At 37.3% G+C, this 26,588-nt stretch carries 22 protein-coding genes; 7 read left to right on the top strand and 15 right to left on the bottom strand.

The genetic code is table 11. From position 1 onward, the window contains the following. The first annotated feature begins 355 nt into the window (after nt 1-355). Both B7E04_RS09335 and tyrS read left to right on the top strand, forming a co-directional pair. Complete coding sequence (locus B7E04_RS09335) at nt 356-592, top strand: hypothetical protein (RefSeq protein ID WP_080778398.1); 237 nt, start codon at nt 356-358, stop codon at nt 590-592. 123 nt (nt 593-715) lie between these two features. Continuing rightward, the gene (tyrS, locus tag B7E04_RS09330; protein ID WP_080780634.1) at nt 716-2,011 is read left to right on the top strand and encodes a tyrosine--tRNA ligase; all 1,296 of its coding nucleotides are present in this window, start codon (nt 716-718) and stop codon (nt 2,009-2,011) included. Nucleotides 2,012-2,237: 226 nt separating this feature from the next. Here the strand turns inward: tyrS and B7E04_RS09325 are convergent, their stop codons facing one another. After that, nucleotides 2,238-2,645, bottom strand: a complete 408-nt coding sequence (locus tag B7E04_RS09325) for a hypothetical protein (protein WP_080778397.1) — start codon at nt 2,643-2,645, stop codon at nt 2,238-2,240. Nucleotides 2,646-2,664: 19 nt separating this feature from the next. Further along, the gene (locus tag B7E04_RS09320) at nt 2,665-3,174 is read right to left on the bottom strand and encodes an outer membrane protein (RefSeq protein WP_139785373.1); all 510 of its coding nucleotides are present in this window, start codon (nt 3,172-3,174) and stop codon (nt 2,665-2,667) included. Nucleotides 3,175-3,453: 279 nt separating this feature from the next. Between B7E04_RS09320 and B7E04_RS09315 the strand changes: the two genes are divergently transcribed. Together B7E04_RS09315 and B7E04_RS09310 are read left to right on the top strand one after the other, a co-directional pair. Continuing rightward, nucleotides 3,454-5,472: a tetratricopeptide repeat-containing sensor histidine kinase gene (locus tag B7E04_RS09315; protein ID WP_080778395.1), complete on the top strand. Its 2,019-nt coding sequence runs from the start codon at nt 3,454-3,456 to the stop codon at nt 5,470-5,472. Then, nucleotides 5,462-6,100, top strand: coding sequence for a response regulator (locus B7E04_RS09310; RefSeq protein ID WP_080778394.1), 639 nt, complete (start codon nt 5,462-5,464; stop codon nt 6,098-6,100). The genes B7E04_RS09315 and B7E04_RS09310 overlap by 11 nt, the downstream gene beginning before the upstream one ends. Before the next feature lie 99 nt (nt 6,101-6,199). Here the strand turns inward: B7E04_RS09310 and B7E04_RS09305 are convergent, their stop codons facing one another. Further along, on the bottom strand, nt 6,200-6,622 hold the full coding sequence (locus B7E04_RS09305; RefSeq protein ID WP_080778393.1) for a hypothetical protein: 423 nt from the start codon (nt 6,620-6,622) through the stop codon (nt 6,200-6,202). A 223-nt stretch (nt 6,623-6,845) separates the two neighbouring features. Here B7E04_RS09305 and B7E04_RS09300 point away from each other — a divergent pair, with 223 nt between their 5' ends. The 3 genes from B7E04_RS09300 (at nt 6,846) to B7E04_RS09290 (ending at nt 9,469) form a co-directional block, all read left to right on the top strand. Then, complete coding sequence (locus B7E04_RS09300; protein ID WP_080778392.1) at nt 6,846-7,484, top strand: alpha/beta hydrolase; 639 nt, start codon at nt 6,846-6,848, stop codon at nt 7,482-7,484. 125 nt (nt 7,485-7,609) lie between these two features. Continuing rightward, nucleotides 7,610-8,938 (top strand): PDZ domain-containing protein, encoded by a 1,329-nt coding sequence (locus tag B7E04_RS09295; protein WP_080778391.1) that lies wholly within the window; start codon nt 7,610-7,612, stop codon nt 8,936-8,938. A gap of 3 nt (nt 8,939-8,941) precedes the next feature. After that, nucleotides 8,942-9,469 carry a hypothetical protein gene (locus B7E04_RS09290; RefSeq protein WP_080778390.1) on the top strand — a complete coding sequence of 176 codons (528 nt, stop codon included), beginning with the start codon at nt 8,942-8,944 and terminating at the stop codon, nt 9,467-9,469. A 67-nt stretch (nt 9,470-9,536) separates the two neighbouring features. Here B7E04_RS09290 and B7E04_RS09285 read toward each other — a convergent pair whose 3' ends face one another. The 12 genes from B7E04_RS09285 to B7E04_RS09230 form a co-directional block, all read right to left on the bottom strand. Beyond that, entirely contained in the window at nt 9,537-10,559 is a 1,023-nt protein-coding gene (locus tag B7E04_RS09285) for a L,D-transpeptidase (protein WP_228439877.1), read from the bottom strand. 129 nt (nt 10,560-10,688) lie between these two features. Then, the gene (locus B7E04_RS09280; protein ID WP_080778388.1) at nt 10,689-11,447 is read right to left on the bottom strand and encodes a response regulator transcription factor; all 759 of its coding nucleotides are present in this window, start codon (nt 11,445-11,447) and stop codon (nt 10,689-10,691) included. 749 nt (nt 11,448-12,196) lie between these two features. Beyond that, the gene (locus tag B7E04_RS09275) at nt 12,197-12,385 is read right to left on the bottom strand and encodes a hypothetical protein (RefSeq protein ID WP_080778387.1); all 189 of its coding nucleotides are present in this window, start codon (nt 12,383-12,385) and stop codon (nt 12,197-12,199) included. Continuing rightward, nucleotides 12,372-13,037, bottom strand: coding sequence for a hypothetical protein (locus tag B7E04_RS09270; RefSeq protein ID WP_139785372.1), 666 nt, complete (start codon nt 13,035-13,037; stop codon nt 12,372-12,374). The genes B7E04_RS09275 and B7E04_RS09270 overlap by 14 nt, the downstream gene beginning before the upstream one ends. Nucleotides 13,038-13,326: 289 nt before the next feature. Further along, entirely contained in the window at nt 13,327-13,743 is a 417-nt protein-coding gene (locus B7E04_RS09265; protein ID WP_080778385.1) for a hypothetical protein, read from the bottom strand. A 96-nt stretch (nt 13,744-13,839) separates the two neighbouring features. Next, a complete protein-coding gene (locus B7E04_RS09260) occupies nt 13,840-15,480 on the bottom strand; it encodes a serine hydrolase domain-containing protein (RefSeq protein ID WP_080778384.1) in 1,641 nt (546 codons plus the stop codon). A gap of 117 nt (nt 15,481-15,597) precedes the next feature. Then, nucleotides 15,598-16,635, bottom strand: a complete 1,038-nt coding sequence (locus B7E04_RS09255) for a helix-turn-helix domain-containing protein (RefSeq protein WP_080778383.1) — start codon at nt 16,633-16,635, stop codon at nt 15,598-15,600. Nucleotides 16,636-16,740: 105 nt separating this feature from the next. Next, the gene (locus tag B7E04_RS09250; protein WP_080778382.1) at nt 16,741-18,018 is read right to left on the bottom strand and encodes an ATP-binding protein; all 1,278 of its coding nucleotides are present in this window, start codon (nt 18,016-18,018) and stop codon (nt 16,741-16,743) included. 40 nt (nt 18,019-18,058) lie between these two features. After that, complete coding sequence (locus tag B7E04_RS09245) at nt 18,059-21,529, bottom strand: phage tail protein (RefSeq protein WP_080778381.1); 3,471 nt, start codon at nt 21,527-21,529, stop codon at nt 18,059-18,061. 23 nt (nt 21,530-21,552) lie between these two features. Then, nucleotides 21,553-23,016 carry a contractile injection system tape measure protein gene (locus B7E04_RS09240; RefSeq protein ID WP_080778380.1) on the bottom strand — a complete coding sequence of 488 codons (1,464 nt, stop codon included), beginning with the start codon at nt 23,014-23,016 and terminating at the stop codon, nt 21,553-21,555. 3 nt (nt 23,017-23,019) lie between these two features. Further along, nucleotides 23,020-23,586, bottom strand: a complete 567-nt coding sequence (locus tag B7E04_RS09235; protein ID WP_139785371.1) for a hypothetical protein — start codon at nt 23,584-23,586, stop codon at nt 23,020-23,022. A gap of 16 nt (nt 23,587-23,602) precedes the next feature. Then, nucleotides 23,603-26,581, bottom strand: coding sequence for a hypothetical protein (locus tag B7E04_RS09230; protein ID WP_080778378.1), 2,979 nt, complete (start codon nt 26,579-26,581; stop codon nt 23,603-23,605). Nucleotides 26,582-26,588: the final 7 nt, after the last annotated feature.

Genomic DNA, 26,588 nt, shown 5'->3' with positions numbered 1-26,588 from the left:
AAACTAAAAAACTATATTTTAACAATTTTATATTTTAAAATTAAAGATTAATAACAAAAAGTAACGTTTTAATATTGTAAGATGCCTCATTTTCAATATATATTTGGCCAACACAAAAAATTAGGACGGACTAAAGTTCACGGATGTTTATCTGATTAAAAAAGTTTAACAAAAAATACAATATTCCCTTATAAAAAATACACCAAGGATTCTAAAAACACAATGATTTCAAAAATATTACAGAGGACAATCCCTCTGTAATATTGACATTATAATAACTTCTTTTTTCATCAGATAAACATCCATGACTTCCAAAATCCTACTTTTTTAGAATCAATGATTCAAAAACACACAGATGAAAAATAAAAACAACAGCCGGTATGCCCATTTGATCGGCAAAAATAAAAGAGAAATTATAAAAGATTTAGGGCATGAATCTAATTTCTACCCATCCGATACCTGGAGCTATACTCTCCTGATCAAAAATATTCTATTGTTTCCCAAAAGAACAATGCTCGTTCTGATCTTTAAAGGTGATACCGTTTCTGAAATTAAAATTGAGACAAAATACGGGCATTGTAATCAATTGTGATGATCTGAAAAAGAAATGGCCGGCATAGATATGAAACTGTCTGAGATTAGCATCTCCGCTCTTCATTTATTTTTACCATCAAATTTACTATCTTTGCACGGTAAAAATTTTAAAGAAAAACAGATGAATTCCTTTATAGAAGAACTTAAATGGCGTGGTCTTTTTGCCGATATGATGCCAGGTACCGATGAACAACTGAATAAAGAGGTAACTACTGCATATATTGGTTTCGACCCTACTGCTGATTCTTTGCATATCGGAAGTCTTATTCAGATTAAAATCCTGGCCCATTTCCAGCAGCATGGCCATAAGCCTATTGCACTGGTAGGAGGTGCTACAGGAATGATTGGTGACCCGTCCGGAAAATCTGCAGAAAGAAACCTGCTGGACGAAGCTACCCTTCTTCATTATGTAGACTGCTTAAAAAACCAGCTTTCAAGATTTTTGAATTTTGAGGATAACGGTCCTAACAAAGCCGAATTAGTTAATAACTATGACTGGATGAAAAATATTTCTTTCCTGGATTTTGCTAAAAATGTCGGGAAGAATATCACCGTTAATTATATGATGGCTAAAGATTCCGTAAAAAAGAGGTTTTCCGGAGATGGCGGAGCAGATGGGATGAGCTTTACGGAATTCACGTACCAGCTGATCCAGGGATATGATTTCCTTCACCTGTATCAAAATAACAATGTGAAGCTTCAGATGGGAGGTTCAGACCAGTGGGGAAATATCACTACGGGTACCGAGCTGATCCGCAGAAAGGCTCAGGGAGAAGCGTTTGCATTAACGGTTCCTTTGATCACGAAAGCTGACGGGTCTAAATTCGGAAAGTCTGAAAGCGGTGAAAATTACTGGCTGGACAAAAAGAAAACATCCCCTTATAAATTCTACCAGTTCTGGCTGAATGCTACGGATGAAGATGCTGAACGATTTATTAAATTCTATACGTTTATAGGAAAAGAAGAAATCGAAGCTTTAATTGAGGAACATAAAACTGCCGCGCATGAAAGAAAACTTCAGAAGAGACTGGCTGAGGAAGTAACGGTTTGGGTACATGGCAGAGAAGAATACGAAAAAGCGCTGAAGGCTTCTGAAATACTTTTCGGACGTTCTACCGCTGAAGACCTGGTAAGCCTTGATGAAGAAACTTTCCTTGAGGTTTTTGATGGCGTTCCTCAAAAAGAGCTTCCAAAGGCTGATGTTTTGGGAGTGAACATTATTGATCTTCTTTCTGAAAAATCAGGGTTTTTGAAGTCTAAAAGTGAGGCGCAAAGAGAGATCAAGGGAAATTCCATTTCTGTAAATAAGAATAAGGTAAACGATACTTATACCGCTAATGAAACTGACCTGATTGACGGCAAATTCCTGCTGCTTCAAAAGGGTAAAAAGAGTTATTTTATTGTAAAAGTTCAGTAAGATTTAAATTATTAATTATATCATCACATCAAAAGGCTGTCTTTGGACAGCCTTTTGATTTCCGTAAAAAATTTAAAATTAAAGGCCGCGAAAAGGAGCTCGCGACCTTTGTAGAGAAATTAACACTTTTTAAAAGCTCAACAAAATTGTGATTTTAAAGAGTCCATGAAAAATTAATATAAAAATTATATGATCGGTGTCTGTTTATTTGATGTTAGTTTTAGTTTTAAAATGTATAATTAGCATTCGCAGAAAGGATCTGCCCGCTGGATGTTCCTTCTTTCTTAAGCTGTCCGTCTACAAAAATCTGTACCTTTAGCGTTGATGAAGCCGGCCCGTTACCATTGACTGCAATATTCACATTAACGGCATTTGCAGGAACTGTAATTTCCGGACTCGTCCATGTGGTTCCGATATTTTGTGTTGTCGTGAGTGTGGTATCGTATCCGTAAACAGCGGTATCAAGGTTGCTTCCAGCAGAAGCCTGTGCTTTAAAAACAACTTTATGTGTTGTTCTCACTGGAGTTTCGTCGTCGTCATCATCATTGCATGAAGAAGTAAATCCTAAAAGGACTGCTGTTACCAGTAAAACGAATGTAAACCGGATTGTCTGGTGAAATTTTGTTTTTTTCATTTTGATATATATTTGTATTTTAAAATTTATATGTAAGTCCTGCCTTCCCACCAGACGCTATAGTTCCTCCCCCAAGTTCTACATTAAACGCTAAATGGTCTGTGAAGAAATATCTTCCGCCTACCTGGCCTGCAAATCCTACTCCTGAAGAGTCTCCCGCCCCATAGTCGTATTCAGATCCCCTGAATTTATAGGAAAATGAATTGTATGCTAAAGTGGCACCGGCATAAAAGTCCCATTTATTAGGAATTTTCAACAGGGAATTAAAGTGATAGTTCCCGTTGACGCCTACTCCTATCCATCGGCCTTTAATATCATCTCCTGCGAATTTTTCCGATGCAAAGCTCCCTTCAATCCCCACTGTAATATCATTATGAATTCCATAATCAACTCCTACAGAAACAGGAATTCCCCATCCGTTCGCCACTCCTATTGCCACATTGATCTGAGCTTCATTTTTCTGTATTCTTTGTGCATTTACGATTCCAAAAAAGGACATTAAGCCCAATAAAAAGATCTTTTTTTTCATTATTTATATTTAAGTTTAGTATTGTCTGCTTTCATCTGTTCGTAGACTTCTGCAAAACTATCAGCAGGAGGAATGAGAAGCAATCCTTGAAAAATTGTATTTTTTTCTACTTATTTTTAGGTATATTTTACCAATGACGTAAGTTGTATATTGGAAGCACAAAATCCAGAGGTTAACATTATTATATCCCAGATCTGTGATCCGCTGATAATTAGAACCATATACTTTTGTTTTATAGTTTTTTTATTTTTGGAATGTTGGCAACTCTATTGTAAACTTATGATCAATAAATATTTATTTTTGCTATTATTCTTTTCCGGCCTGCAGTATGTATACGCCCAAGGCGCTTATTTTTATTATCTTGAAAAGAAAAATAATAATTTCGACAGCCTGGTTGCCGCAACTAACCGGGAAACAGTGGACACTATAAAAGCCATTAAATCTTACCAGATTGCTGCTACCTACTTCACCAGACAGGATCTGGAAAACTATAATAAGTATGTAAAACAGGGAATGGAAAGCTCCGCCAGAAGCCAGATCCATAAAGATATAGGGCTCTATTACCAGTCGCTCATTCATTTTACGAAACAGGATTTTATCCCTCTTCTTGAAAAGGATTTTAACGCCACAGAATCTATTCTGAAAAAATACAAAAGCAATGAAGCAAAAAGGATCAGGGTCATTATGTTTCAGAACCTGTCTCTGTTCAAAATCATGCAGAACAAAGAAACGGAATCCATGAATATTCTTATCAACAATGCAATTCCTTTAGCGACTTCCATAGGAGACAATGAACTCATTGGTGGTTTGTATAAAAATGTGGCCCTTTCATTTTACAACTCAAGCGATTTTTTGAAAGCCATTGAATACTCTGATCTGGCCCAGTCTTTTTTAAACAAGATAAAAAAACCAGGCCCACAGTCTAAAGGAATGATGGGGGAAGCTCTTTTGCTGAAAGCGGAATGCCTGATGAGACAAGATAAACTTCCGGAAGCCAAAACAGAATTAAATAAGGCTTATTCCATCATCAGAAATTATCCGGAATCTAACTTCCACTCCCTGTATTTCAGTAACCTGGGATACTATCATATGAAGCTTAAAAACTATCCCGAAGCCCTGAAAACTTTTGATACAGGCCTCAATAACGCTGAAAAATATAAAAACACCAATATTATTGAGCGGATAAAGCTCTTTAAACAAGAGATTTATCAGAATTTAAAAGATTACAAAAAATCCAACGAAATTTTATCCGAAGTACAAAACACCCCTTTTAAAAGAAATAAACAGCAGATCCTGAAAGAGTTTTCCAAAAATTATGCAGCATTAAAGGATACAGCCAATGCTTACCGGTATGCCTCTGAATTCATCAATTCCATTGATAGTACGAATATGGTAGGTATTCATAAAAATATTGCCTTTCTTGAAGCCAGGTACAGGAAAGCAGAAGATGAGAAAAAAATTGCGTGGCTCAATGCGGAGAAGACCAAAAAACAGATGGAGGTTAACCAGAAAAATTCATATCTATGGCTTTTAAGCCTGGTTTTACTTTCATTTCTCAGTTTGCTCATTTTTTTGTACATCATTTACAGGAACAATAAAAAGCTGTCTGAACAGAAAGAAATCAATCTGAAACAGAAAATTGAAGATATCAAACAAAAAGAGGAATTATCACTGACCAGGGCGATCCTGGATGGTGAGGAAAGAGAAAGGGAGCGTATCGCACGGGACCTTCACGATGGTTTGGGCGGAATGCTTGCCGGGGTGAAAATTAATTTTTCCACATGGTCTTCCAGCCATCTGGGTCATGAAAACAACCAGGAGTTTTATAAAATCCTGGGCCAGCTGGATAATTCCGTTACGGAGCTTCGTCATGTTGCCAGAAACCTGATGCCGGAATCACTGCTTAATTTTGGTCTGGAAACCGCATTACATGATCTCTGTCAGTTTTACCACCGCAAAGATCTTGAAATTGATTTTCAGGCGATTAATATTGAAAAAAGACTACCTTTAAATATTCAGCTTAATATTTACAGAATTGTACAGGAATTACTTGCTAATGCCGTAAAGCATTCGGAAGCGAGCAGTATTTTACTGCAGTGTTCCCAGGCGGGGGAAAATTTCCTGATTACGATTGAAGACAACGGGAAAGGCTTCGACAAAAATATAGAAAAAACCACCAAAAGTCTGGGCCTCCATAATTTGAAAAACAGGGTGAATTATCTGAAAGGAAAAATGGAAGTAAACTCAGACCATCAGGGAACCACTATTAACATTGAACTCAATACTCATGGTGAATGAAAAAATAAATATCGTTATTGTAGATGACCACCCTATTGTCATCGAAGGGCTTAAAATGATGCTAAAAAGCCATCCGTTTTTTAATATTTCCGAAAGTTTTACTTCGGGATCGGAGATCATCAGCTTTATCCGCTCCCATGAGGTAGATATTATCCTTTTGGATATCACATTACCGGATGCCAATGGAACAGAGCTCTGCCGGGAAATCAAAAAGATTTCACCAAAGACCTCCGTGATTATGTTCAGTAACCGCTCGGAACGAAGTATTATCATGCAGGCCATACAAAACGGAGCCAGTGGCTATCTTCTGAAAAATACGTCCATAGATGAGCTTGTGGTATGTATCAAAGGGGCACTTTCCGGCAATATTGTATTCTGTAACGAGACCAAGCTCATCATCAGCAAGCCGTCTCAGAACGACCTTCCTATTCCCAGGCTTACCAAGCGGGAAAAAGAGATCCTTCAGATGGTGGCACAGGGTAAAACAAGTGCGATGATTGCAGAAGAGCTGTTTCTAAGCCCTCTTACGGTAGATACCCACCGCAAAAACCTGCTGCAGAAATTTAAAGCCAAGAACTCCACAGAACTGATTAACCGGGCAATACAGCAGCATCTCATAGAGGAATAGAAAATTTATATAAGGATTACTGTAATATTTAAATCCTAATTCTAAGAAAACAAAAAAACCGCTTAAAAAAGCGGTTTTTTTATATATCGGTGAATAATTTTATAATTCTAAGAAGCTGTAATCAATGGAAGCTACCAACGGACCTGCTCCTTTTTTCTTATCGGTTCTCACGATTTCGCCGTCTATCCAAAGATTGGCCACCAATTCTGAATCTGCATCCGGAAGCTCTGCTCTCGCATCAAGATTAAGCTGTGCCTGGCTGGAATTCACGAAAAATTCTCCACTTGTCCAGGTAGTTCCTGTAGGATCGAAAACATCAGTTTTAGTAGTTCCCACCTGTGTTACAATAGCTTTAATAACACCTCCGGTAGTCGTTTTCACTTCAAATTGAACAACATGGTCTTTAAATTCCTCATCATCATCATCTTTTTTACAAGAATTAACTACGGTAATGACAGAAAATAATAGAACGAATAAAAAAGAAAGTCTAAGTAAACTTTTTGATTTGTAAAATTGCTTCATTTCTCCAAATAGATTTTTAATGTTTCAAATATAAGTTTTTTATTAATATAAAAATAACTTTTATGAAAAATTTCCAATAAAGATTTCCAAATAATATCAAATCAACAAAAAGCATAATTACAGAATAAATCCTTGCCGGAACGTAGCATCTGCCCGTCATCAAGGACAAAAAAAGGAAACGGTTTTGAACGTTCACAATATGATTTATAATTATATTTGCTGTATGAATTTAGATTATATCGTAAGAGAACCGGAACATATCACTCCCAATACCACCGTACTTTTCATGCTTCACGGCTATGGCAGCAATGAACAGGATCTTTTCAGCTTCAGGGAAACCCTTCCTACCGACTGGCTGATCGTAAGTTTCAGAGCTCCAAGGGACACCCAGTTTGAAGGCTATTCATGGTTTGATATTGATTTTAATAATGCGGAGAACTTTATTGATCTTCCCCAGGCTAAAGAATCACTGGACAGTGCATTGGAAAGCATATTGAAAATCGTGAATCATTATGGACTCACCGAGGGCAAGGTACATTTATGCGGATTCAGCCAGGGAGGAATATTATGTTATGCCCTGGCATTAAAACATCCGGATATGTTTAATTATGTGGCCTGTCTGAGCAGTTATCCTGAAGAAAAGCTGCTGGACAATATCGTAAAGGACAAAAAGAAACTGGAAAGCCTTCGCTTTTTTATATCCCACGGAACCGATGATGCTGTGATCCCGTTAGAGTGGGGCAGAAAAGCAGCGGATCTTCTCTATGATCTGAGCTGTTATTTTACCTTCCGGGAATATATGAGCGGCCATGGTGTGAATCAGAAGAATTATATGGACCTTATGGATTTCTTTTCAAAATAACCCCGAGAACATAGGATTATAAAAATTCATCCAAAACACTCAAATTCATTGAAGTTTATACAAGCATTCCAGTATTTGGAATGTTTTTTTATTGATATTAGGGATTATTTCACTAAATTCAGTAAATGAAAATAAAGCTATTTTTTCTGGTATTGTTCCTTAGCATTTTTCTGAGTGCCCAGAACTCTTTTGAGGTCATCAACGCAAAGAAAGTAGTGATCCCTTTTAGGCTTATCAACAATCTTATTTTAATTCCTATCAACGTAAATGGTGCAGAACTGACTTTTTTACTGGATACTGGAGTAGCAGAGACGATTCTTTTCAGCCTGGATAATCAGGAAGTGAAGCTGGAGAACATAGAAAAGATGAAATTTTCAGGACTCGGGGGAAATTTGAGTATCGACGGCTTTAAATCTGACCGTAATATAGGAAAAATAGGCAAACATGTGATCAATTCATCAATGCTTTTATTCATTGTAATTGATGAGGAATTCAACATCTCTTCACACATCGGAGTTCCGGTAAACGGTGTTATAGGATATCATTTTTTTAAGAACCACCCGATCTCAATAGATTACGTATCAAAAAAAATAACGATTTACCAGGATCCGGAAGTCTTTAAGAAGAAAGTCCGCAAGTTTGATGAGCTGCCCATGAGCATAGAAAAGGACAAACCTTACATCCATGCCGATGTAGAAATGACCAATGAAAAGAAAAGCTCTAAACTGTTAATAGACCTTGGAAACAGTGATGCCATATGGCTCTTCCCTACCCTTATCAAAGACTTTGTATATAACAGGCCTAATATTGACGATTATCTTGGTCGGGGTTTCAATGGAGATATTTACGGTAAAAGAAGCCGGATTCACAATTTTTATCTTAAAGATTTTAAATTTGAAAAGCCTCTCACCTCGATGCCCGATGAATACTCTATCCAGCACGTCAACCTTGTAAAGGACCGGAAAGGATCTGTAGGAGGGGAAATTATGCGCAGGTTTACAACGGTTTTTGATTATCCCGGAAAAAAATTATACCTGAAAAAAAACAAGAATTACAACGATCCTTTTCATTTTAATATGAGCGGGCTGGACTTCAGACAGGATGGCCTGGAGTGGCACGAAGACCGCGTGAAAATTGAGCCCAAACATGTATCACAGGTTTCCTCAGGTACAGACATTCCCATATCCAATAACTTCCAGTACAAATTTACATTAAAACCTATCTTTTCTGTAGCCGGGGTCCGTAAAGACTCTCCTGCATTTAATGTCGGCCTGAAAAAAGATGACCGGATTATTTCCATCAACGGAAGCCGGACTGCTGACATGACCATGGAAAAAATTCTGGAACTGATGAAATCTGAGGAAGGAAGAAACATCACGATGGTCATCACAAGAAAAAATAAGGAAATGACATTTAATTTTGTTCTGGAAGATCCTATCCCATACCAAGAATAGCCTATGAAAACAGAAGAAAGCACAATAGATAAAATTAGAACCCGCCCAAGGTTTAAGATGTTTACCCATCTTACCAAAGAAGAATATGCTGAAAACCTGAAAAAATACCTCGCCGATCATAAAAATGAATTTTCCGGAAACATCAATAAAGAAGTGGCAACCATATGGGTTCAGACGGAATACGACAGCTACTGGAAACCCAGATTAGCCTTACGGATAGAAATTGAGGACGATGAAACCACAATCCGGGGCATATTCGGGCCGAGTTCGGCAGTCTGGACATTCTTTATGTTTCTTTATTTTTCATTTTCTATTCTGTGGATGACGTTTTTCAGCATGTATTATGTGGAAAAGCAGATAAAAAGCGCCGAGTACCCGTGGGCACTGAGCGCTTCGTTCGTTATGATATTCTGTATTCTTCTTACCTATGCCGCTGCCAGATTCGGACAGCATAAAGGTAAGGAAGAGATGCTTAAGCTTAGAAAATTCGCTGAAGAATCTACGGTCCAGTTTGAAAAGAAAATAGATTAATCCGAAGATTTGATCAGAAATTATTTAATCCCCTACCAGTTTCCTGCCTTCTTCTTAAGTTTTCAGCCTAATTAACAGGCAATTCAGCAGGCTTTTCGGTTTGCTCCGGTAATGCCATAGCTTTGGCCGTTTTGATAGAATCAGCTACTTTTTCCCTGTTATCCTGTTCTTTGATCATTTTATCAACATGAGGTTCAAGGAGTTTGGTCATTTCTTCTACGGAAATATTATTCGCATTGGGATCATCCAGGAGTTTTCTCCAGGGTTTTCTTCCACCCCATTTATAATCCCCGAATACCATTACAGGAGTTCCTTTGGCTTTGGTAGTGGCTCCTCCCGGATTCAGAATCCAGGTATCTGCATAGGAATACAGCCACTGGGCATCTTTCATCAGCAAACGTAAGCATGAGTGTGAAGCCGGATATCCCGGAAGATCATACTGATGCCATCCTATACCGCCGGTGTTATGAATATTGAAATTATACGGAAGTTTCCACTCGCTGCTTACCGTGGAGATCGATAGTTTCTTTTTCCAGTTGGCAAAGGTAAGTCCGCGGGTCGTCTGTGCAGCTTTTTTTCCCATACTCGTTGGGCCCCATTTCACAAGGCTTCCGTTGGAATAAACCCCGTAAGCCTGTATAGGATAGGAAAAGATCACAAACTTTTTCACTCCGCTTAAGATATCAAGCTGCATAGGAAAAGGTGAATAAGACATCAATGTTGTGTCTATTTTAGCAGGCACTACCAGCGTGTCGGAGTTCCATTTATTTTTAGAATCCAGTCTGTTTAATGCCAGGATCGCATAGCGTTCCTTTTCGTTATATTTCTTGCTGAATTCTGCATATACGGAATCTCTCAGCTTCTTATCTTTCGGAAGGGCTAATGCATTGTAGAATCCATTTTCCTGCATGGCAGGGGGCACAGATTCTTTTTGTACAACGGAATCTTTCTTTACTGAATCTTTTTCTACACCCGGAGTTTCTGAGGAAGAAACGGTATCTTTTAAAGTATCGCTTATTTTGTCAATTTCTTTTTTACATGAAACCAGCATTGCAGCACAAAAACAGGCATATAAAAATGTTTTTTTCACAGATATGTTTTTCATAAATAAAAATAGGTCATCTAGTTTGGCTACCCAGTGCAAATATCAGACCTAAATCCGAACAAAAAAAGAGCTTATAAAAAATACCGTAAAAAAACGGTATTGATGAAAATTATTTTAGAGCAGTTTGTTGGTTTTAGCATATGCCAATGCCTCGGCAATATTGTTGACTCCAATTTTTTCAAAGAGTTTTTTCCTGTGAAACTTTACAGTATCTGCGGAAATAAATATTTTATCTGCAATTTCATTGATGGTAAGCCCACTGGCGTAAAGACTCAGGATTTCGGATTCTCTTTGCGAAAGTTTTACTTTTTCATCTTTTAACCACAGATCAGTTTCAGGAGTATATTTCCAAAGGTTTTGCGAACCTTCCTTGCTGATCACAATATTTCCTGCCGAAGTACTGCTCGAAAGCGAAACAATACATAATGCTTTCCAGATCTTCCCTTCTTCTGTAAGGAACATGGGGGTCAGCTTATGATTGACCAGAACCATATTTCTTTTGCCGTTAATCAGATTAAAATCATAAGAAATGGAATACAGTTTCCTTTCGGCCACCGGAATTTTATCATAAAAATTAAATCCGGCTTCATTGATTTTAATCAGGAGCTCCACATCTTCAGGCTTTACATTCTGAAAATAAAAAGCGTACCCCATTTCTTTTACTTCTTCCGAAGATTTTCCGCAGAGAAAAAGGGGATTTTCAGAGACATAATCAAATCCTCTGGTCTGGTAGTCTACCACATACAGGCTCTGATACGTAAGTCTGGAAAATGCTTTGATCGCTTCCAGGTATTCCCCGACCTGGCTGCGGTCTATTTCAGCATCATTACGGACATCATTTTTATCGTTAAAAAATCTGTTTATTTCTTCCATATACTGTGTACAATCAACAAAATACCTACCCAAAAGTGTAGTCTTTTTCATCCATAAGCAAATCTACACAAAAGTGTAGTAGCAATCAACACCCCTTGGTTTAAATTTGTTAGTAAAAAAGTGCTGGGGCAGTTTTGTGTAGCTTTCACAGTACACTCATTTTCAATATAGAATCAACAACCATGAAATAAAAGAGCTGCCAAAAAACAATTCGGTCATGTTAAAATAGATTTCGCTAGAAGTTTTTATCGTAAATAACTCAACCCGCGAGGGCTGATTCAGACTGAAAATATGATAACAACGGCCGGATTAATGCAGCCCTTAAAAGGTCAGCATTTCAGAATTTCTATAAAAAAACACACAAACGATTGAAGCATTATACCGCTGATCTTCTGATTACTGTCTCTTGGCAGTAATTTTTGTTTTACAAAAATTGAGAGCGTTTAGGTGAGAGCGTTTTAGGGTGAGAGGGTTTGAGCGTTTGAGGTTTTTTAGTGTTGAGGGTTATCATTCCGGAAATATATGAATGATGATATGCATAAACGATGATTGCCAGCTGGTGGCAGAGGCTCTCGAAGCCACCATTCAACCGCAAAATAAAATTCACCGCTCACACTTTCAAATCTGATATCTGATATCTGATATCTAAAATCTTTACTTTTTACTCTTTACTCTTTACTCTTGATTCTGTAATTTCCCAATTCACCATTCACCGTTAACCATTCATCATTGCCCATTCTCTGCCTGCCCTATTCTTCCTGTTTCTGTGATGCCACCCATCTCAACAAGCCATTTTTATCAAAACGGTAAGCGTCCTGATGCCATGAAGCCCCTCCTCTGCAGCCGGTGTACAGCACTTTCTGCTCTTTGTCTACAGATACATCGCATAGGCACGAGCATGATGATTTTGAATAATCAGGTTCCTTAAACAGTTCCAAACCGTTTTGATTTTGGATTATAGAGATAAATGGTAAACATGCTGTACACCCCCATACCTGCGTCCGGAATGGTAAATGCAAGATCATCGTAACCGTCAAAACTATAATCTTCAATTATACTTTGCTGCGCAGCATCCGGACTGTCCGGAAAAGGGAGCTCTGCGTTCATTTTTTTCCCGTCGGGATATTCAATCAGGAGTTTGTTATTGTAAAAATGGTTGAAAGAGATTTTCGCACCATGGAGCAGGTATTGATCATCGCCATCCGGATCTCCCTCTTCTTCTACCAGTTCAAGGTTGAAATGCCTGAAGTCTGTTGCTCTTATATAAGTTGCATCAGCAATATAGTTCTGCATTTGCAGCATTTTATATGTTCCGTTAAATTTTCCGTTGACCATTTCGTCCCATACAAAATAATGTTTAGCAGGCTGACCGGGACCTCCTGAAATGGTATCCAGCCTGTAGCTTTTGACCCTTAACGGAATTATCTCTTTCTTCCCCTCATACTGTACAAAAGCTCCTTTTCCGCCATTTCCATAATACAGTTTCAGCCTGAATTCTTTCTCCGCATCTACAGATTTTAAAGTGACGGGTTGGGCTTGCAGGAAACTCCCGAGAATAGTCATTATGAAGATAAGGTATAGTTTTTTCATATAATTTCCGAATTGTAGAGGCTTATGTTTATGATCTGCAACATTAAGAAATTTATGGGTAATTTTTGAATGATACTATTATTATTTAACCTGGTTCGGGGTAAGAAATTAAAGATCAAATGGCTGGAAGCTGGACGAGGGAGGATGGAAGCTCATATCAGACAAGCTGGCTTTAAAAATTAATAAAATTGCTTTAAAGTTCTGTTTTCAGACTTCAGCTACTTCCCTCTTCCATCTTCAAACTTCGTGACAAGACTATAAAAACAGAAATGTCTATTCCAAACTCAGTTTACTTATATAAAGAAATACATCTGTAATAATACAATCCCCAGATTACGAACCACGGCAGATTAGCCATCAGGAAAAACGCAACCGACTCCCTGTCAATATCTCCATCTGAGATTCCCACAAAATAAAAGCCGGCAAAAAGAACCGGGAGCAAAAACCAGCACAACATTCTTTTGGCATTTCCCCGAAATGTTTTTAAAAGAGAAAAGAGACTGCTGAAGGAAATAATACTCAAAGTCAAAATCCAGAAGATCAGAATCCCATAAGCCAGGCCGCTCATATCACAGTTTCTGGGATGCCCATCCTGTACAGGAGCTTTGGTAATAGCCATGTAAATAATCAGAGCTCCCAAAGAAGTGAGGGTAGCTATAAACCATGCCTTAAGAATGGAAAGGAGAATGAATTTCTTTTGTGACATCGGATTTTAATGGACATCACTAAAATACTGATAAACTCCGGATATACAAAAAAATTCAGAAAGCCATTACAATGACTTTCTGAATTTCACATCTGCCTATTTTATCTTTTTGAATTCAACATGACTGAAGTTGGAACCTGACAGCATAAATCCGGTAATAGTCTGATTTTTATCTCTTTTAAAATCAATCCTTCCAAAGAATGATCTATAAGAATAAGCTCTTTTTGCATTTGAAAGATATAGCGTGATATCCGGATTTATCGGGTGTCTGGCAATCAGTTTATTGTTTTCTACCACCAATTGATATACCGTATTAAAATCCTCGTTTTTATAGAATCCGACAAATTGATTAAGATTTAAATGTACTTCTTTCTGAGGCTTTAACATCACTTTTTTACACGCAAATTTAAAATCCCCAACGCTGTAAATCAGTGAATTTGTCTGAAATGTAAGGGTTCCGGTTGGTATTGCAGGAATTCCAAACTGACGGTCTTCCATCACGGGTAAAGGTGTTTGATCACTACTAAAATACAGGTTCTTCCCATCAGTTGATACCTCAATATAATTTCCGGGATCAATTTCATACATTCCTTCAAATTTCTTCAGTTCGGCAGAGGTATAATGTGGTTTTACAGCCGGGGGAGAAATAATCTGATGCGCTCCCAGCAATACATCAACCAGTCCGTAGGCAATGAATAAACCATCAAAAGCTCCATTATTCCCGGCCAGTACAATTGATAAATGATGCGCCGGAATATGCAGAATATAGGATCTGTACCCTGCAGTACCCCCACCGTGAAAAACAATATCCAGACCTTTATAAGTTCCTGTCTGCAGTCCCAGGCCGTACTCTACTCTTTCTCCTGTATTCAGCATGGTATTTTGCTGCATTGTATTGTACATTTCCCTGCTGCCGATGAGAGGTTTCTGAAAATTAGCAGCCCATACACACAGGTCATCAAGCGTTGTGAAAATATTTGAAGAACCGTTCTCCATCTGCCCAAGAGGATATTTAGAATACGCAGCAGCATTTTTCCGGTAAGATTCAGCTTTATTCGGAATAATTTTCTCCGGATCATCTACTGCCATGGAATGATTCATTTTAAGCGGATCAAAAATATATTCTCTGAGAATCTGGTTGAACTCTTTTTTATAAACCCGGTGAAGAATCTCAGCAAGCAACATAAATCCAGTGTTATTATACCGATACTGGCTGCCAGGTTGAAAATTGATGCTTTTAATGGCTAAAACGGTCTTTACCGCTTCCGTATTGGTCACCCGGAATTCATCTCCAAATCCCTGTAATCTTTTGATGCTTGTGAAATCAGGCAGGCCATGGGTATGATTAGCCAGTTGCCGTATTGTAATTTTATAAGGTAAATGCGCCAATTCCGGGAGATAGGTCCGGATATCATCCTCAAATGACAGTTTACCTTCCTGTTCTGCTAAAAGAGCTACAAATGCGGTAAATTGTTTGGAAACCGATGCGATATCAAAAGCAGTGGAGTCTGTTATAGGAGTACGGTCTTCAAGATTGGCCAGCCCGTATGTTCTTTTGTAAATAATTTTTCGGTCTCTTATAATTCCTACAGCCATTCCGGGAGCATTCTTCTGAGTATAAATGTTAATAAGAGAATCTACATTTCTGGTCTCATTATTTTTGCTGTTTTGTCCGGAGAGTATTCCAAAAGTCAGTACGAAAAAAAGGAATAAAGTAAGTTTAATTATTGGCTTCATATGTTTTGAATTTTTAATGAAGCAAATCTGATCTTTTAAATCAATTTAAACATCCGGATACCGGAAAACGGACTCTTTTTATTTTGAAAATCAGTCCGGTTTAAAGTCGGACTCATTCTAACCTACTGATTTTCTGTAATCTGTAGGTGTTATGCCCGTTTCTTTTTTAAAGGCGGTATAAAATGAAGATTTCGAATTGAAGCCTACTTCATATAAGATTTCCAGCACGGTTAATTGAGATTGGTCTTTCAGAAGCTTTTTCGCATCATTGATTCTAAACTCATTAATGAAATCAAAAAAGTGTTTTCCGGTATGCTGGTTGATCAGTACCGACAATTGTTTTTCCTGGAGGTCGGTCAGTTTAGCCAGTTTTTGCAGGGTAAGTTTATCATCCAGATAGGGTTTTTCGGTTTCCATAAACTTCAAAAGAACTTTCAGCTGTTCTGGTTCTTCTTTGGGGACGTTAGCTGTCTCTACAGGAATTAAATCCTTATTGATCCCGGCCAGAAGGTTAGGACGGTACAGGGCATTGAGCACAAACCAGCTGATCACAAACAGCACATACAGGGAGGTAAAGGTATACAGCATTAAAAAGGAGGTCTGATCAGTCCTCACAAAACCTCTGAGCATTACAAAGCAGTTTCCGATCAAAAAAAGAATGGTAGTCCGCAGTAACCATTTATAAGTAAGATCATGCTGGCTTGAGTAATTTTCCTGGTATAGTTTTCTGAAAGTCCTTAACGCCCAAAATACAGCAACAATATAACCGTAATACTGAATGGTAGATACAATGTCAAATACCTGGTCATTCTGGCCTGTAACTCCCACCAAACCGAACCATCCGAAAAAAAATAAGAATGGGATTCCATGCAGAAGATGTTTTCTGCTGATCGTAAAATTGTAATAGCAGGCCGAATTCACATACAGATAATAGAGCGGCATCTGAAGCAGGATACTTGATAATTTAAACCCTTTGATCAGGTTATTGTCAGAAGGAGGAAGAAAAAAGCCGGAAAGATCAACAACGGAAACCAGCAGGAAGGCAGCAAATAAATAGTTGGGCAGTTTTCTCGGCGATTTTGCCGTGATCAGGAAAATGCTCAGCAGTAAAAACAAGAAAACAATAATTTTGCCCAGATCATTTATTAATGCCATATTTTTTACTTTGGATAAAGCAAAAATACAAATTATAGCTTCTGTTTAATCCATCATCAGATGAAGCGATGCAAAATAACAATCATCTTAATACCGCAATACGTTCTAACAATCAGGATTAAACTGCCTTTCCTCTTTATCATATTCAGCTTTTATGCCCCATAATAAATGGTCTTTGGAAAGAGCATCTGTCTGTTCTTCAATGGCCAGTAAGGAAGAATTCATAAGAGCTGAAGTAATTTGCGCTCCTGTCAGTTCATAATTTGTAGCCAATTGGTTAATCAGGTCACCATCAACAGAAATATTTTCAGGGATCATATTGTTCCAGAGTTTTATTCTTTCTTCTACCGTAGGTTTTGAAAATTTAACAATGATATTGAATCTTCTTAAAAAAGCATCGTCAATATTATTTTTAAAATTGGACGTAAGGATAACCAGACCGTTAAAGCTTTCCACCCGTTGCAGTAAGTAACTCACTTCCTGATTGGCGTACCGGTCATTGGAAGATTTTGCGTTGGTCCGTTTCCCAAAAAGCGCATCTGCTTCATCAAACAGCAAAATCCAGTTTTTATTTTCGGCAAGCGTAAATATTTTTTCTAAATTTTTCTCTGTCTCGCCAATATATTTTGATACAACCTGAGACAAATCTATCCTGTAAACATCCCTGTTGAACTCTTTCCCCAAAAGACTTGCCGTGAGGGTTTTCCCTGTTCCTGAAGGACCATAAAACAAAGCTCTGAAGCCGGGAAGTATCTGTTTTTTCATGCCCCAGTCTTCCATTAAAGTCTGATGGTGTTTTATCCAAAGCTTAATCTGGTTGATCTGCGAATGAACCGTAGTATTGACAACCAGATCTGCCCATTCCATATTGGTATGAGCTTCTTTAGCAGGAAAATGGATGCTGAATTTCGGTTTTAATTTTTCTCCGAAAAAAAGCAGATGCACCGTTTCTGGGGTAAGGATAATTCTTCCGCTCATTTCAGGTTCTCCGGTTTTCACATCATCCAGATAGAGAATATTTTCTTTGAAGAACCAGTGATGCTGCGAAAATAACTGTTGAATAAGCAGACGGCTATTAATATCCTCTCCTCCTAAAATACACTGTATGGTTTCTCCGGTTGGAAGCATTCCTCTGTGGCTTTCTGTTCTTATTCCGCCTAATTCCGGGAAGTCTCCACCTTCAGGATATACTTCTTTGATCACCTCATCGAAAAAACCCGGCAAAACATGGGGAACCAAAGCAATCAGCAATACCACCGCTTCTTCATGCGAAGTTTCTCTACCCAGAGCTTCTGAAAACGAATTCTGAAAATCGAAATTCTCAGTGGCTTTTTCGTCTGTGAGTTGAGAAATAATGTATTTTTTAAGGGCTTTGAATGGCATAAATAAAATTTAAATGGTAAAAATAAATCCTGATTCAGAACTAATCTTCGTAAGTACCGTTTTTAAAATCTGTTTCATTATTAAATGAATCTGTTTTAGAGAATTTTTCAGTTGGTTTCTCTTTATCCCAGGATTCAAAAATATAGTTTACCGTTACCGGAGTTTTTTCTTCTGCATCTACAACAATTTTCTTTTTAGCAGATAAATTGGCAGGTTTTCTTTTTACTTCATTGAGCGAACCATAATTAGGTACCACAGTATAATTAATTACTTTCCCAACCTTCAAATCTTCTTTTACTTTTTCTTCAATATCCACATTATGATCTTTGTTTCCTTTACGGGTTAACGGCGTGAGATTTCTGAAATCATTCCCGCTTCCTCCCAGGTTATGGTTTAGCAAGTGTCCTAAAATATAATAGGTAGACCCTCCATTTCTTTTCTTACGCAAGGTATCATAAGAATCATTGGAAACTCCCGGAACAGAGCCGATAGGCGGTTTTGTAGATTTATGCAGATTTTTAACTTCCATTTTGGTTCCGTATCCGCTTTTATTCAAAGATCCGAAATTTAATTCAAATTTTCCGATCCCTTCAATATCAAAAAGAGGCGGCATATAATTGCTTAAAGTAGTGACATGCTGGGTTACTTTTTCGTATTTTTTGGTCTGTTCGGTTTTGTATTCTTCATCTGTAGCGCCCATGTTTTTTTTCGATAAAGCAGTCTGTAATGCATCAAATTCTGTTTCGGCATCTTTTTTAACTTTAGCTTTGTTCCCTTTTACAGTTCCTATTTGTTTTAAAAAGTCGGTGAACGTTTTAGGATTACTGGCTACCATTAAAGTTACGTTTTCATCTTTTCCTTTAAAATATAGGGTATGCGTTTCCCCATTTTCAGATTTGAAGGTTTTTCGTATTTTTAAGAAATTCAATAGTTTTTCACCATATTTTTTGGCCGTATCTTTTGCTTTTTTCTTTTTGTCATCTACCCAGGCTTTGCCTTTTTCCACAGCTTTCATGGATTTGTCAATCAGTTTCATCAAACCGATTTTTTCTGCAATCTGTTTGATCTTTAAGGCAATTTTTTTAAGAACGGCATCAATTTTCGGTCTTATTTTTTGTTGAATAAATTTCTGTACTTTTCCTACAATTCCATCCAGGCCGAGAACTGCAGCCAGGAAACTAATGGCAAGACTAAGAAAATTACTAAAAACATCTTCTACTTTTTGGGTTACTGCAGAAAGATTTTTATTTAAAATATCCCCGAAAGTATCCAGAATTCCATCAATAATTTTGACAATCTGAGCGGCTTTCTGAAATAAAGTGACCACGAATTTTATCAGCAATTGTGCAGCCCTGATAAATCCGGCTCCGGGAATCAGTAATGACAGCAAATATTCCATTGCTTTCTGGGTGATGGTTTCTACCACGAATGTTTTTACGTTCTCTATCAGCATTTCTTTCAGATCACTGAATTCTTCTTTGATAAATTCCCACAAACCGGCAAGGCCTTTCTCATTTAAAATTCTGAAAATATCAAGTATTTTATTTCCCGCAGAAATGGCCATGTCCACTCCTTTTTCTATGAAATTAAAGCGTTCCTGGCCAATAACATCTATAACAAGCTGTTTGATTTTTTTAATACTGATTCCTAAAATCTGAAGCACCAGACTTGTGATCCCTTCTAAATTAAGCTCTTTCGGAAGAATAATTTCGTCGCCAATTGACCCCGTTAACCATTGTAAAACGCCTTTTATAAGATGTTTGTCTATATTATTTTTAAAGTTGGTAAAGCCCTGTCCCACTGCATCTGCAAGATTCCCAAAAAAAGTGATGGGATCATCAATAATGGCTTCGGCGTATTTTGCTGCCTTTTTAGCAACCGCCTGTATGGCATTTTTAAGTTCAATAATGGTATTGATGACTGATTTTACGGCGGCTATTGCACGATCCAGCCAGCTCATATTTTCTATTTTGGCCTTTTCAAATCTGGAATCCAGCTCATCCATTGCAGCACTGAACTTCTCTGTAACAGCATCAATAATAGATTCCTGTTTACTTTCTATGGAGCTTTCCAGCCCTTCAAATTTCGTATTGGCTTCATCGAAAATATCGCCTGCTATTTTTTTATCTTTATCCGGCTGCTGTTTCCAGAATTTATCTTTCTCCGCTTTACCCTTTTTCACTTCGGCGGCGGCCAGAAACAGGCAATTATCTACAACTTTTACAAGATCATCGATAGGAGTCTGCATGTTTTCAATAAATTCTTTCTTGGCAATATCGAAGATCTTTTTTTCACTCAGCAATTCATCTCCGGTAACTGCTGCTCCGAGTTCGTTAAAAAATCCTGTATTTTCATCGAGCAGATCGGCAACTCGGTCAGAAAATTTGTTTAAGTTTTCAGACATTTTGTTTCCAAAGACGATTTCAATATAATCATCAATGGTTTTAAAATATTCTAAAACCTTTGTGTTTGTTCTCGTAAAAATTTCGTCCAGCCCTTTTCTTATTGTTTCCCTTGTCGCATTTTCCTCTTTACTTTTAGCATTCTGACTTGAAAAGACATCAGCTTTAGCCTCAGAATTATTTTGCAGCATAGAAGCGTACGCTGCATTCATTGCTTTTTCATTGCTTGATTTGGTACCGGCAATGGCTTTATTTTCGTCTTTCCTGTAGGTGTTGGTCAGTTCCTGTGCTTTAGCCTGTGATTCGGTTTTTTGCCCGTCTGCCGCAATAAAGGAAGGTTCATTGCTGTTCTGCAGTTTTTCCGTAGAAAGATTGTTTTGGGAATACTGATCGTCCAGTGTTTTGGTTTCTTTCGTGAAATCTGTTTCCTCTTCTGTTTTTTTTACAGGAGCCAGATTGGCTTTTTGCGTGGTCTGTGTTTTGGATTCCGGTTTTTCCTGAATCAAAGCAACAGGTTCCTGGCTGGTAATTTCGTTTTTCGGAGTCAGGGGTTTGTTGGGAGGTTCAATGGTTCCGCTTTCTATTTCTCCTCCTGCTGCCTCTTTTTCTTTTTGCAAGGATTCTGAGATCTTATCCGTATCAGATTTTGCCACGCCGTTTGTTGCTACTTTTTTTGCATCGGATTTACTTTCTATCGTTTCATTAATCTGTTTTTGCAGTTTTTCTTTAAAAGCAGATTTTTTAAATTCTTTTTTTTCGTCAGGAATAATATCAAGATGATGTCTGTTTGCTACGGATGTATTGGCTTGTTCCGAAGGTAAAAGTGCTGCATCATACTTTTCATCTGAAACCTTTTGCGGGTCTTTGTGTTTCTGGTATTTTTTTGCAGTGGCTTCTATTTCTTTAAAGGGCTTTCTTAAAGATTCAGCGGGAGTTTTAGCTTTTTTATCCTTTTCTTCTTTTTTTACAGGTTTGGGAGCAGCAGCAGGTTTTTTAACGGCTTTACTTTCTTTGTTTAAAGCACCGCGCAGTTTCTTTTTAGCTCCAAAAAAATATTTTTTAGAACTTCTTGAAGCGGCTGTCTTTTTCGTTATTTTTTCTGCTTTCATGGTTTCTGAATTTTTAAAAGCATTTACCAGTTACACACTAAAAACTCTTCCATCCAGGGTGTTTTTATCATCCCGATTCCCCACGGAAGCTGATCTAATAAAATATCAAAGCCTTTTTCTTCTACCCAGAGCTCAAAACTGTTCTCCCGGATTTCTTCCAAACGTGCATTTCTTTGCAGAAAAGTTTCCTGCAAAGCGGCTACTGATGATTTACCCATCACAGTCCAATGCTCCAAAACCGCTTCTAAAAGATCTTTACACAATTCCTTCTCTTCATCCGTAATTTCCAGCTGAGTATTGATTACTTTTCCTGTGTCATAACCGCAGAGAATTTTATTAAGCAAAAGTTCATTCTCCTGAATTTCGTCTTTTCCTGTGACTAAATATTGGGTCAACAGTACAGCTTTCTGTACGCTGAGTTCTGTTTTCCAGCTATCATTCTCATACAAACCGGATTTTTCGAAAAGGGTTTTCAAAAAAGGGTGTAAAATAACAAGTCCTGCGTTTTCTATAAAGTTATTTGTATTCAGATCATTACGTACAGGCTCCTTTTCCGGTTCTTTCTGATTAACAGACTGATCTTTATTTTCTATTTTTTCAATAACAGACTGATGGAAATGAACCGTTTCGGGTTTGAAATTATTTTTGTTTTCTATAAGATAACTGAGTAGAGCTTTTATTTCGGTCTCTGAAATATTCCAGTATTCTCCGGATTGCATTAAAAACTGACGGATATATAATTCCTGATCTTTTGTTTCTGAAACCATACAATTCATCCATTGCAGGAATTCCAGCCAGAGTGATTGCTGATGAACCGTTTTTATTTTTTCAGCAATATTCAGAATGTTTTTATCAACCACCTTTTTAGTACGGATCACTTCTTCTAAAAGGATTTCAGAGATTTTAAAATCATCAAAAACAATTTCATTTATTTTTTCTTTTACATTTTTAGGAACTGAAAATATCCATCGCATGATGCTTTGGTTATTTTGCCGGAATAACAGAATCAAACGGTTTACAAAATCCTCATTGATATGAATGTGCTCAAAAATAGTTTTCAGGTCTTTAGAAATGGTGTTTTGTTCTAAAATTCCTGTTTTCAGAAAGCAGAATACTAAAATGGCAGCCTGTTGTTCTACAGAAATCAAAGAGTTTCCGGCAGATTCCCTGTTAAAGGGAAAATCATCCGTCAATTGAAAATGACTTTCTATGTTTAGAGGTTTATAAAGCTTTAAATATTCTTCTATCTGCAATAAGGACAGACGAACGATCTCTTCTTTCCAGTTCTTTTTTTCAATGTTTTCTATGTTGATTTCCAGAAGATCAATATTCCAGACCGTTGTTTCCTGATCGTATTGTTGGAATAAATAATCAAGTTTCGGGTAAAATTCTTTCTCCAGTAATGTGCCCAATTGATTTTGCACCTCTTTTCCGAAACCGGAAGAAGCACATTGTATATCGAAGGTATTTCTGGTGAGAAGATGCATGGTTTATTTTATTTTTTTAGTTCCAGGAGTATGGATTGTAAATGATGTAAAAATGCTGTCGCCGGTAAATAATGAATCTTCCCATTCCTGGCCTTCAATCGAGAAATACAGATACTTATCATCAAATCTTAGATTCAGACATCCAATCCTGTATTTTTTGGGTTCAAGTCCCAGTTTTTTAAATATTACATCCGGTTGACTGTTTCTGATCTTTACTAAAAAATCTGGCACATTTTCAGAATTGACCATTACTTTTGAGAGTGATTCAAATAGTTTTGGATCTTCATAAGGAAATGATAAGTTATTTACGTTCTGATCGGGTATGCTTATCATGATCGTAAAATTGGCGAATAACCCTACGATTCCCCGAATTGAATAACTGAGCTTTGCACCATTATCATCATTAGATGCTCCGGAGAAGGAAAATCCGTCAGTAGATCCTCCTGAAGAATTAAGTTCATCACAATCCAGAATATCTTTCAGGATCTTGTTGGTATCTTTTGCAAGGATATTTCCGTTGGGAATTATTTTGGTGTCGATTTCTGCTATAATGGTTCTTTTAGTTGCCATGGTTTTTATTTTTAAATTATTGTTCAGTGAAAAAATCTTTTGATTTAAAATCGGAAACATTAAAATCTCCTATAAGCTTTACCGTAAGTTTCTGCTGGTTCGGACAGGTTTCGCCCAACTGTAGTATATTGACTTCAAATTGTTTGGTAAGATCATCAAAATTGAATTTGTGGGAAACCAGTTTCTCTTTGGTTGTTATTTGGGTTCCATCATTAAAATCAATTTCATACTCATGCTTATCATCTTGTACAGGATTTGAAAAATGGAAGGTATTAACGTCATTTTTATTCCGCGCCACTTCCCATTTCAAATTCTGAGGCGCTACGATTTCTAATTCTACCGTATTGCTGAATTCCCCTTCCAGCTCATACTGAAGTGTATAGATTTTAGGAGTTTTTAACGAAGCATGATTGGGCTGTAAGTAGTATTTATCACTTTTCTGAACAACCGCATCTTTTGCGGTTCCCGAAAACTTTCCTCCGGATTTTCCTTTGATCACGATTGGCTGTTCATTGGTATCTGTCTGACAGAATTTCAGCTTATCCAGCGAAATGGACAATGGCTCATTGATCTCAATCTTCACTTCCAGCGTATTGCCGTCTCCGCAACAGGAATACGGAAGGAAGAAATCAGCAATAACGGTTTGCTGGAAACTGTTATCCTGAGGTTTTACGCTGGGTTCAAACTGTAATACATCTATTAAGTTTCCAAGGATAAATCCGCTCATTTCTGCCGGATAATAAGCATTCAGGTTAAATTTTGCTACTTCTATCAGGCTGTTTTTTATATTGTCTGTTTCGGCTTTACATTTATCAATCGCTGAAAGATCCGGCTTTGTAATTAACTGTGATTTATAATCCGTCAGTTTCACGCTTTTGATCAGATCCTGCTTAATACTGTCTTCAATGGCAAAATTATTTTTGTATGCTGTAATTGCGGTAAGCAAGGCTGTATACTGTTTTGGTGGAGCCGAAGCTTTGAAAATAGAAGAATCCACATAGACCAGAACAAAAGTACCTCCTTTTGTAACACCAGCTTTATGTTCCAGGCCGGGATGTTTTTTAATAAAAGTGGAAAAAAACAGGTCTTTATACACTTTTTGCCATCTCAGATTGGCTTCTTCATAAATGACGGTAAAAGGATCATCCAGGAAAAGCTCATTGATATCATCCAAACGGTCGATCAGATCTTCTGCTAAAACCGATAATGTCTGTTTATTCAGCTGAATGCACCATCTGTGGAACAAAAAGACGTAATTGAGCTGCTTGAAAATCTCATAGAAGCTTTTATAATTGGGTAAAAACTCCTTTAAATCATTGGTCAGCAGGTTTTTAAGCTGTATCAGAATATTTTTAAAATTGTCAATACTTCCGATTCCGATAAGCCCCTGACTGCTTAATGTTGCCTTGTGCAGATCCATCCATTTAATGGCGAATTCGGTGATATTATAGACTCTTTTTCTGGCTAAATCGTAGTCTGTCTCCAGGTCATCCCATCTTCCTTCAAATTTTGTGATATCCACTTCTTTATTAAGGAAATCAACGGCATTAACGGCTGTAATTTTAAAAGGTAGATTGTGGCTGTCCCTTATTAAATTCAGCTTTTGAATGGCCGTTTTATAATTGGTTCCGATATGACCTTCAACTCTGAAAAAATTATAGGGTTCAATATCAAATAACAAAGGTTTCTGAACAGATAATTTACTTGTATAGCCCGTTAAATCCGAATAATAAGACAGAATAGAATCATTCTGATTTTTAGCTGTTAAATCCGGATTCCATTTTTTATTCAGTTCTAAAACGGATTTATAATAGTAAGGAATTGTTTTTTTTGACAGTGGATAATTTCCATGTTTTGAAGGAGTCACTTTTATATCATTCACTTTTACTACTTCAAATGAAGCAATCAGATGCGCAAGTTTTCTGAAGAGAAGCGTAAATTTTTCTGATTTTTTCTTTTCTTTTTTCGAGAAATCAGAAGTTTTAATAAAAGGCGTTCTGAATGAATTTCCGTAAACGGAATTCCCTCCCAAAACCACATGAAAAGGAAACCAGCTTTCATCAACACAGCAAACCGAAGGATACATTTCCTTAAAATCTATAATCTCATTATAAGCTTCTGTAATATCGTAAATCCAGTCCCATACATATTGAATATTAACGCCTGATTTATATATATTTACCGTTTCATCTATTTTACTTTTCACCGATTCTAACACAGAAAGATCTGTTCCCTGCAAATTGTTTTTATGATCCTGGTACAGCTCTTTAATGGCAGTGGAAATTCCCGAAACCAAGGTATCGGAATAGGCTTTTCTGAAACCGTCTAAAACCTGAGCTCCTGTAACAACTGCATTCTGAAAAGGAACATTATATCTTGGAAATGCCAGTTTTGAGTATGTTTTGGAAATATCATACTCCTTCAACAATTCTTTGGAGGCATTGATGGGAATAAGTAATGGTCTCACATTGAACTCCATTCTTTTTCCTTTATCATCACAATTGGTAGTCACACAGTTTTTCTGATCAATTAAAGTGACTTCCAAAAGAAGAATAACCACCTTGTTATTGAAAAAATTGGCAGGAATCGGTTTTTTATCATCTGCACCGGAACCGGCGGGAAGCAATTCTACACAATTCTTAATCGCAGTATAATCATCCGTGTATTTAAAAATTTTATCCAGATAGGATTCTTTGGTATAATCGGGTTTCAGAAACTGGTCTGAAATTTCAAAATCGTGGTAGTGGGAAAAAGTATCTTCTTTCCAGTTGATTTGAAAGCCTAAAGATGTCACAGCCGTTCCACAGGAAATTTTCACGCTGTTTTGTGAAGGGAAGGAAAGTTGCGAACCACAAACAATTCCTATTCCGGTCAAATTTTTTCTGATCAGCCGGTCCTGCTCTTCTAAATGACTTACAATAAGGTTCAGTTCTTTCTGGCTTAGTACCTGATCGGCTTCAAAAACCGGATAAACAGAGGTGTTATATGCTTCCATGGTATTG

The sequence above is a fragment of the Chryseobacterium phocaeense genome, from assembly GCF_900169075.1.
In the GTDB taxonomy this organism is placed as follows: domain Bacteria; phylum Bacteroidota; class Bacteroidia; order Flavobacteriales; family Weeksellaceae; genus Chryseobacterium; species Chryseobacterium phocaeense.
Note: the sequence above shows the minus strand (reverse complement) of the source record. Positions and strands in the feature narration are given on the sequence as shown.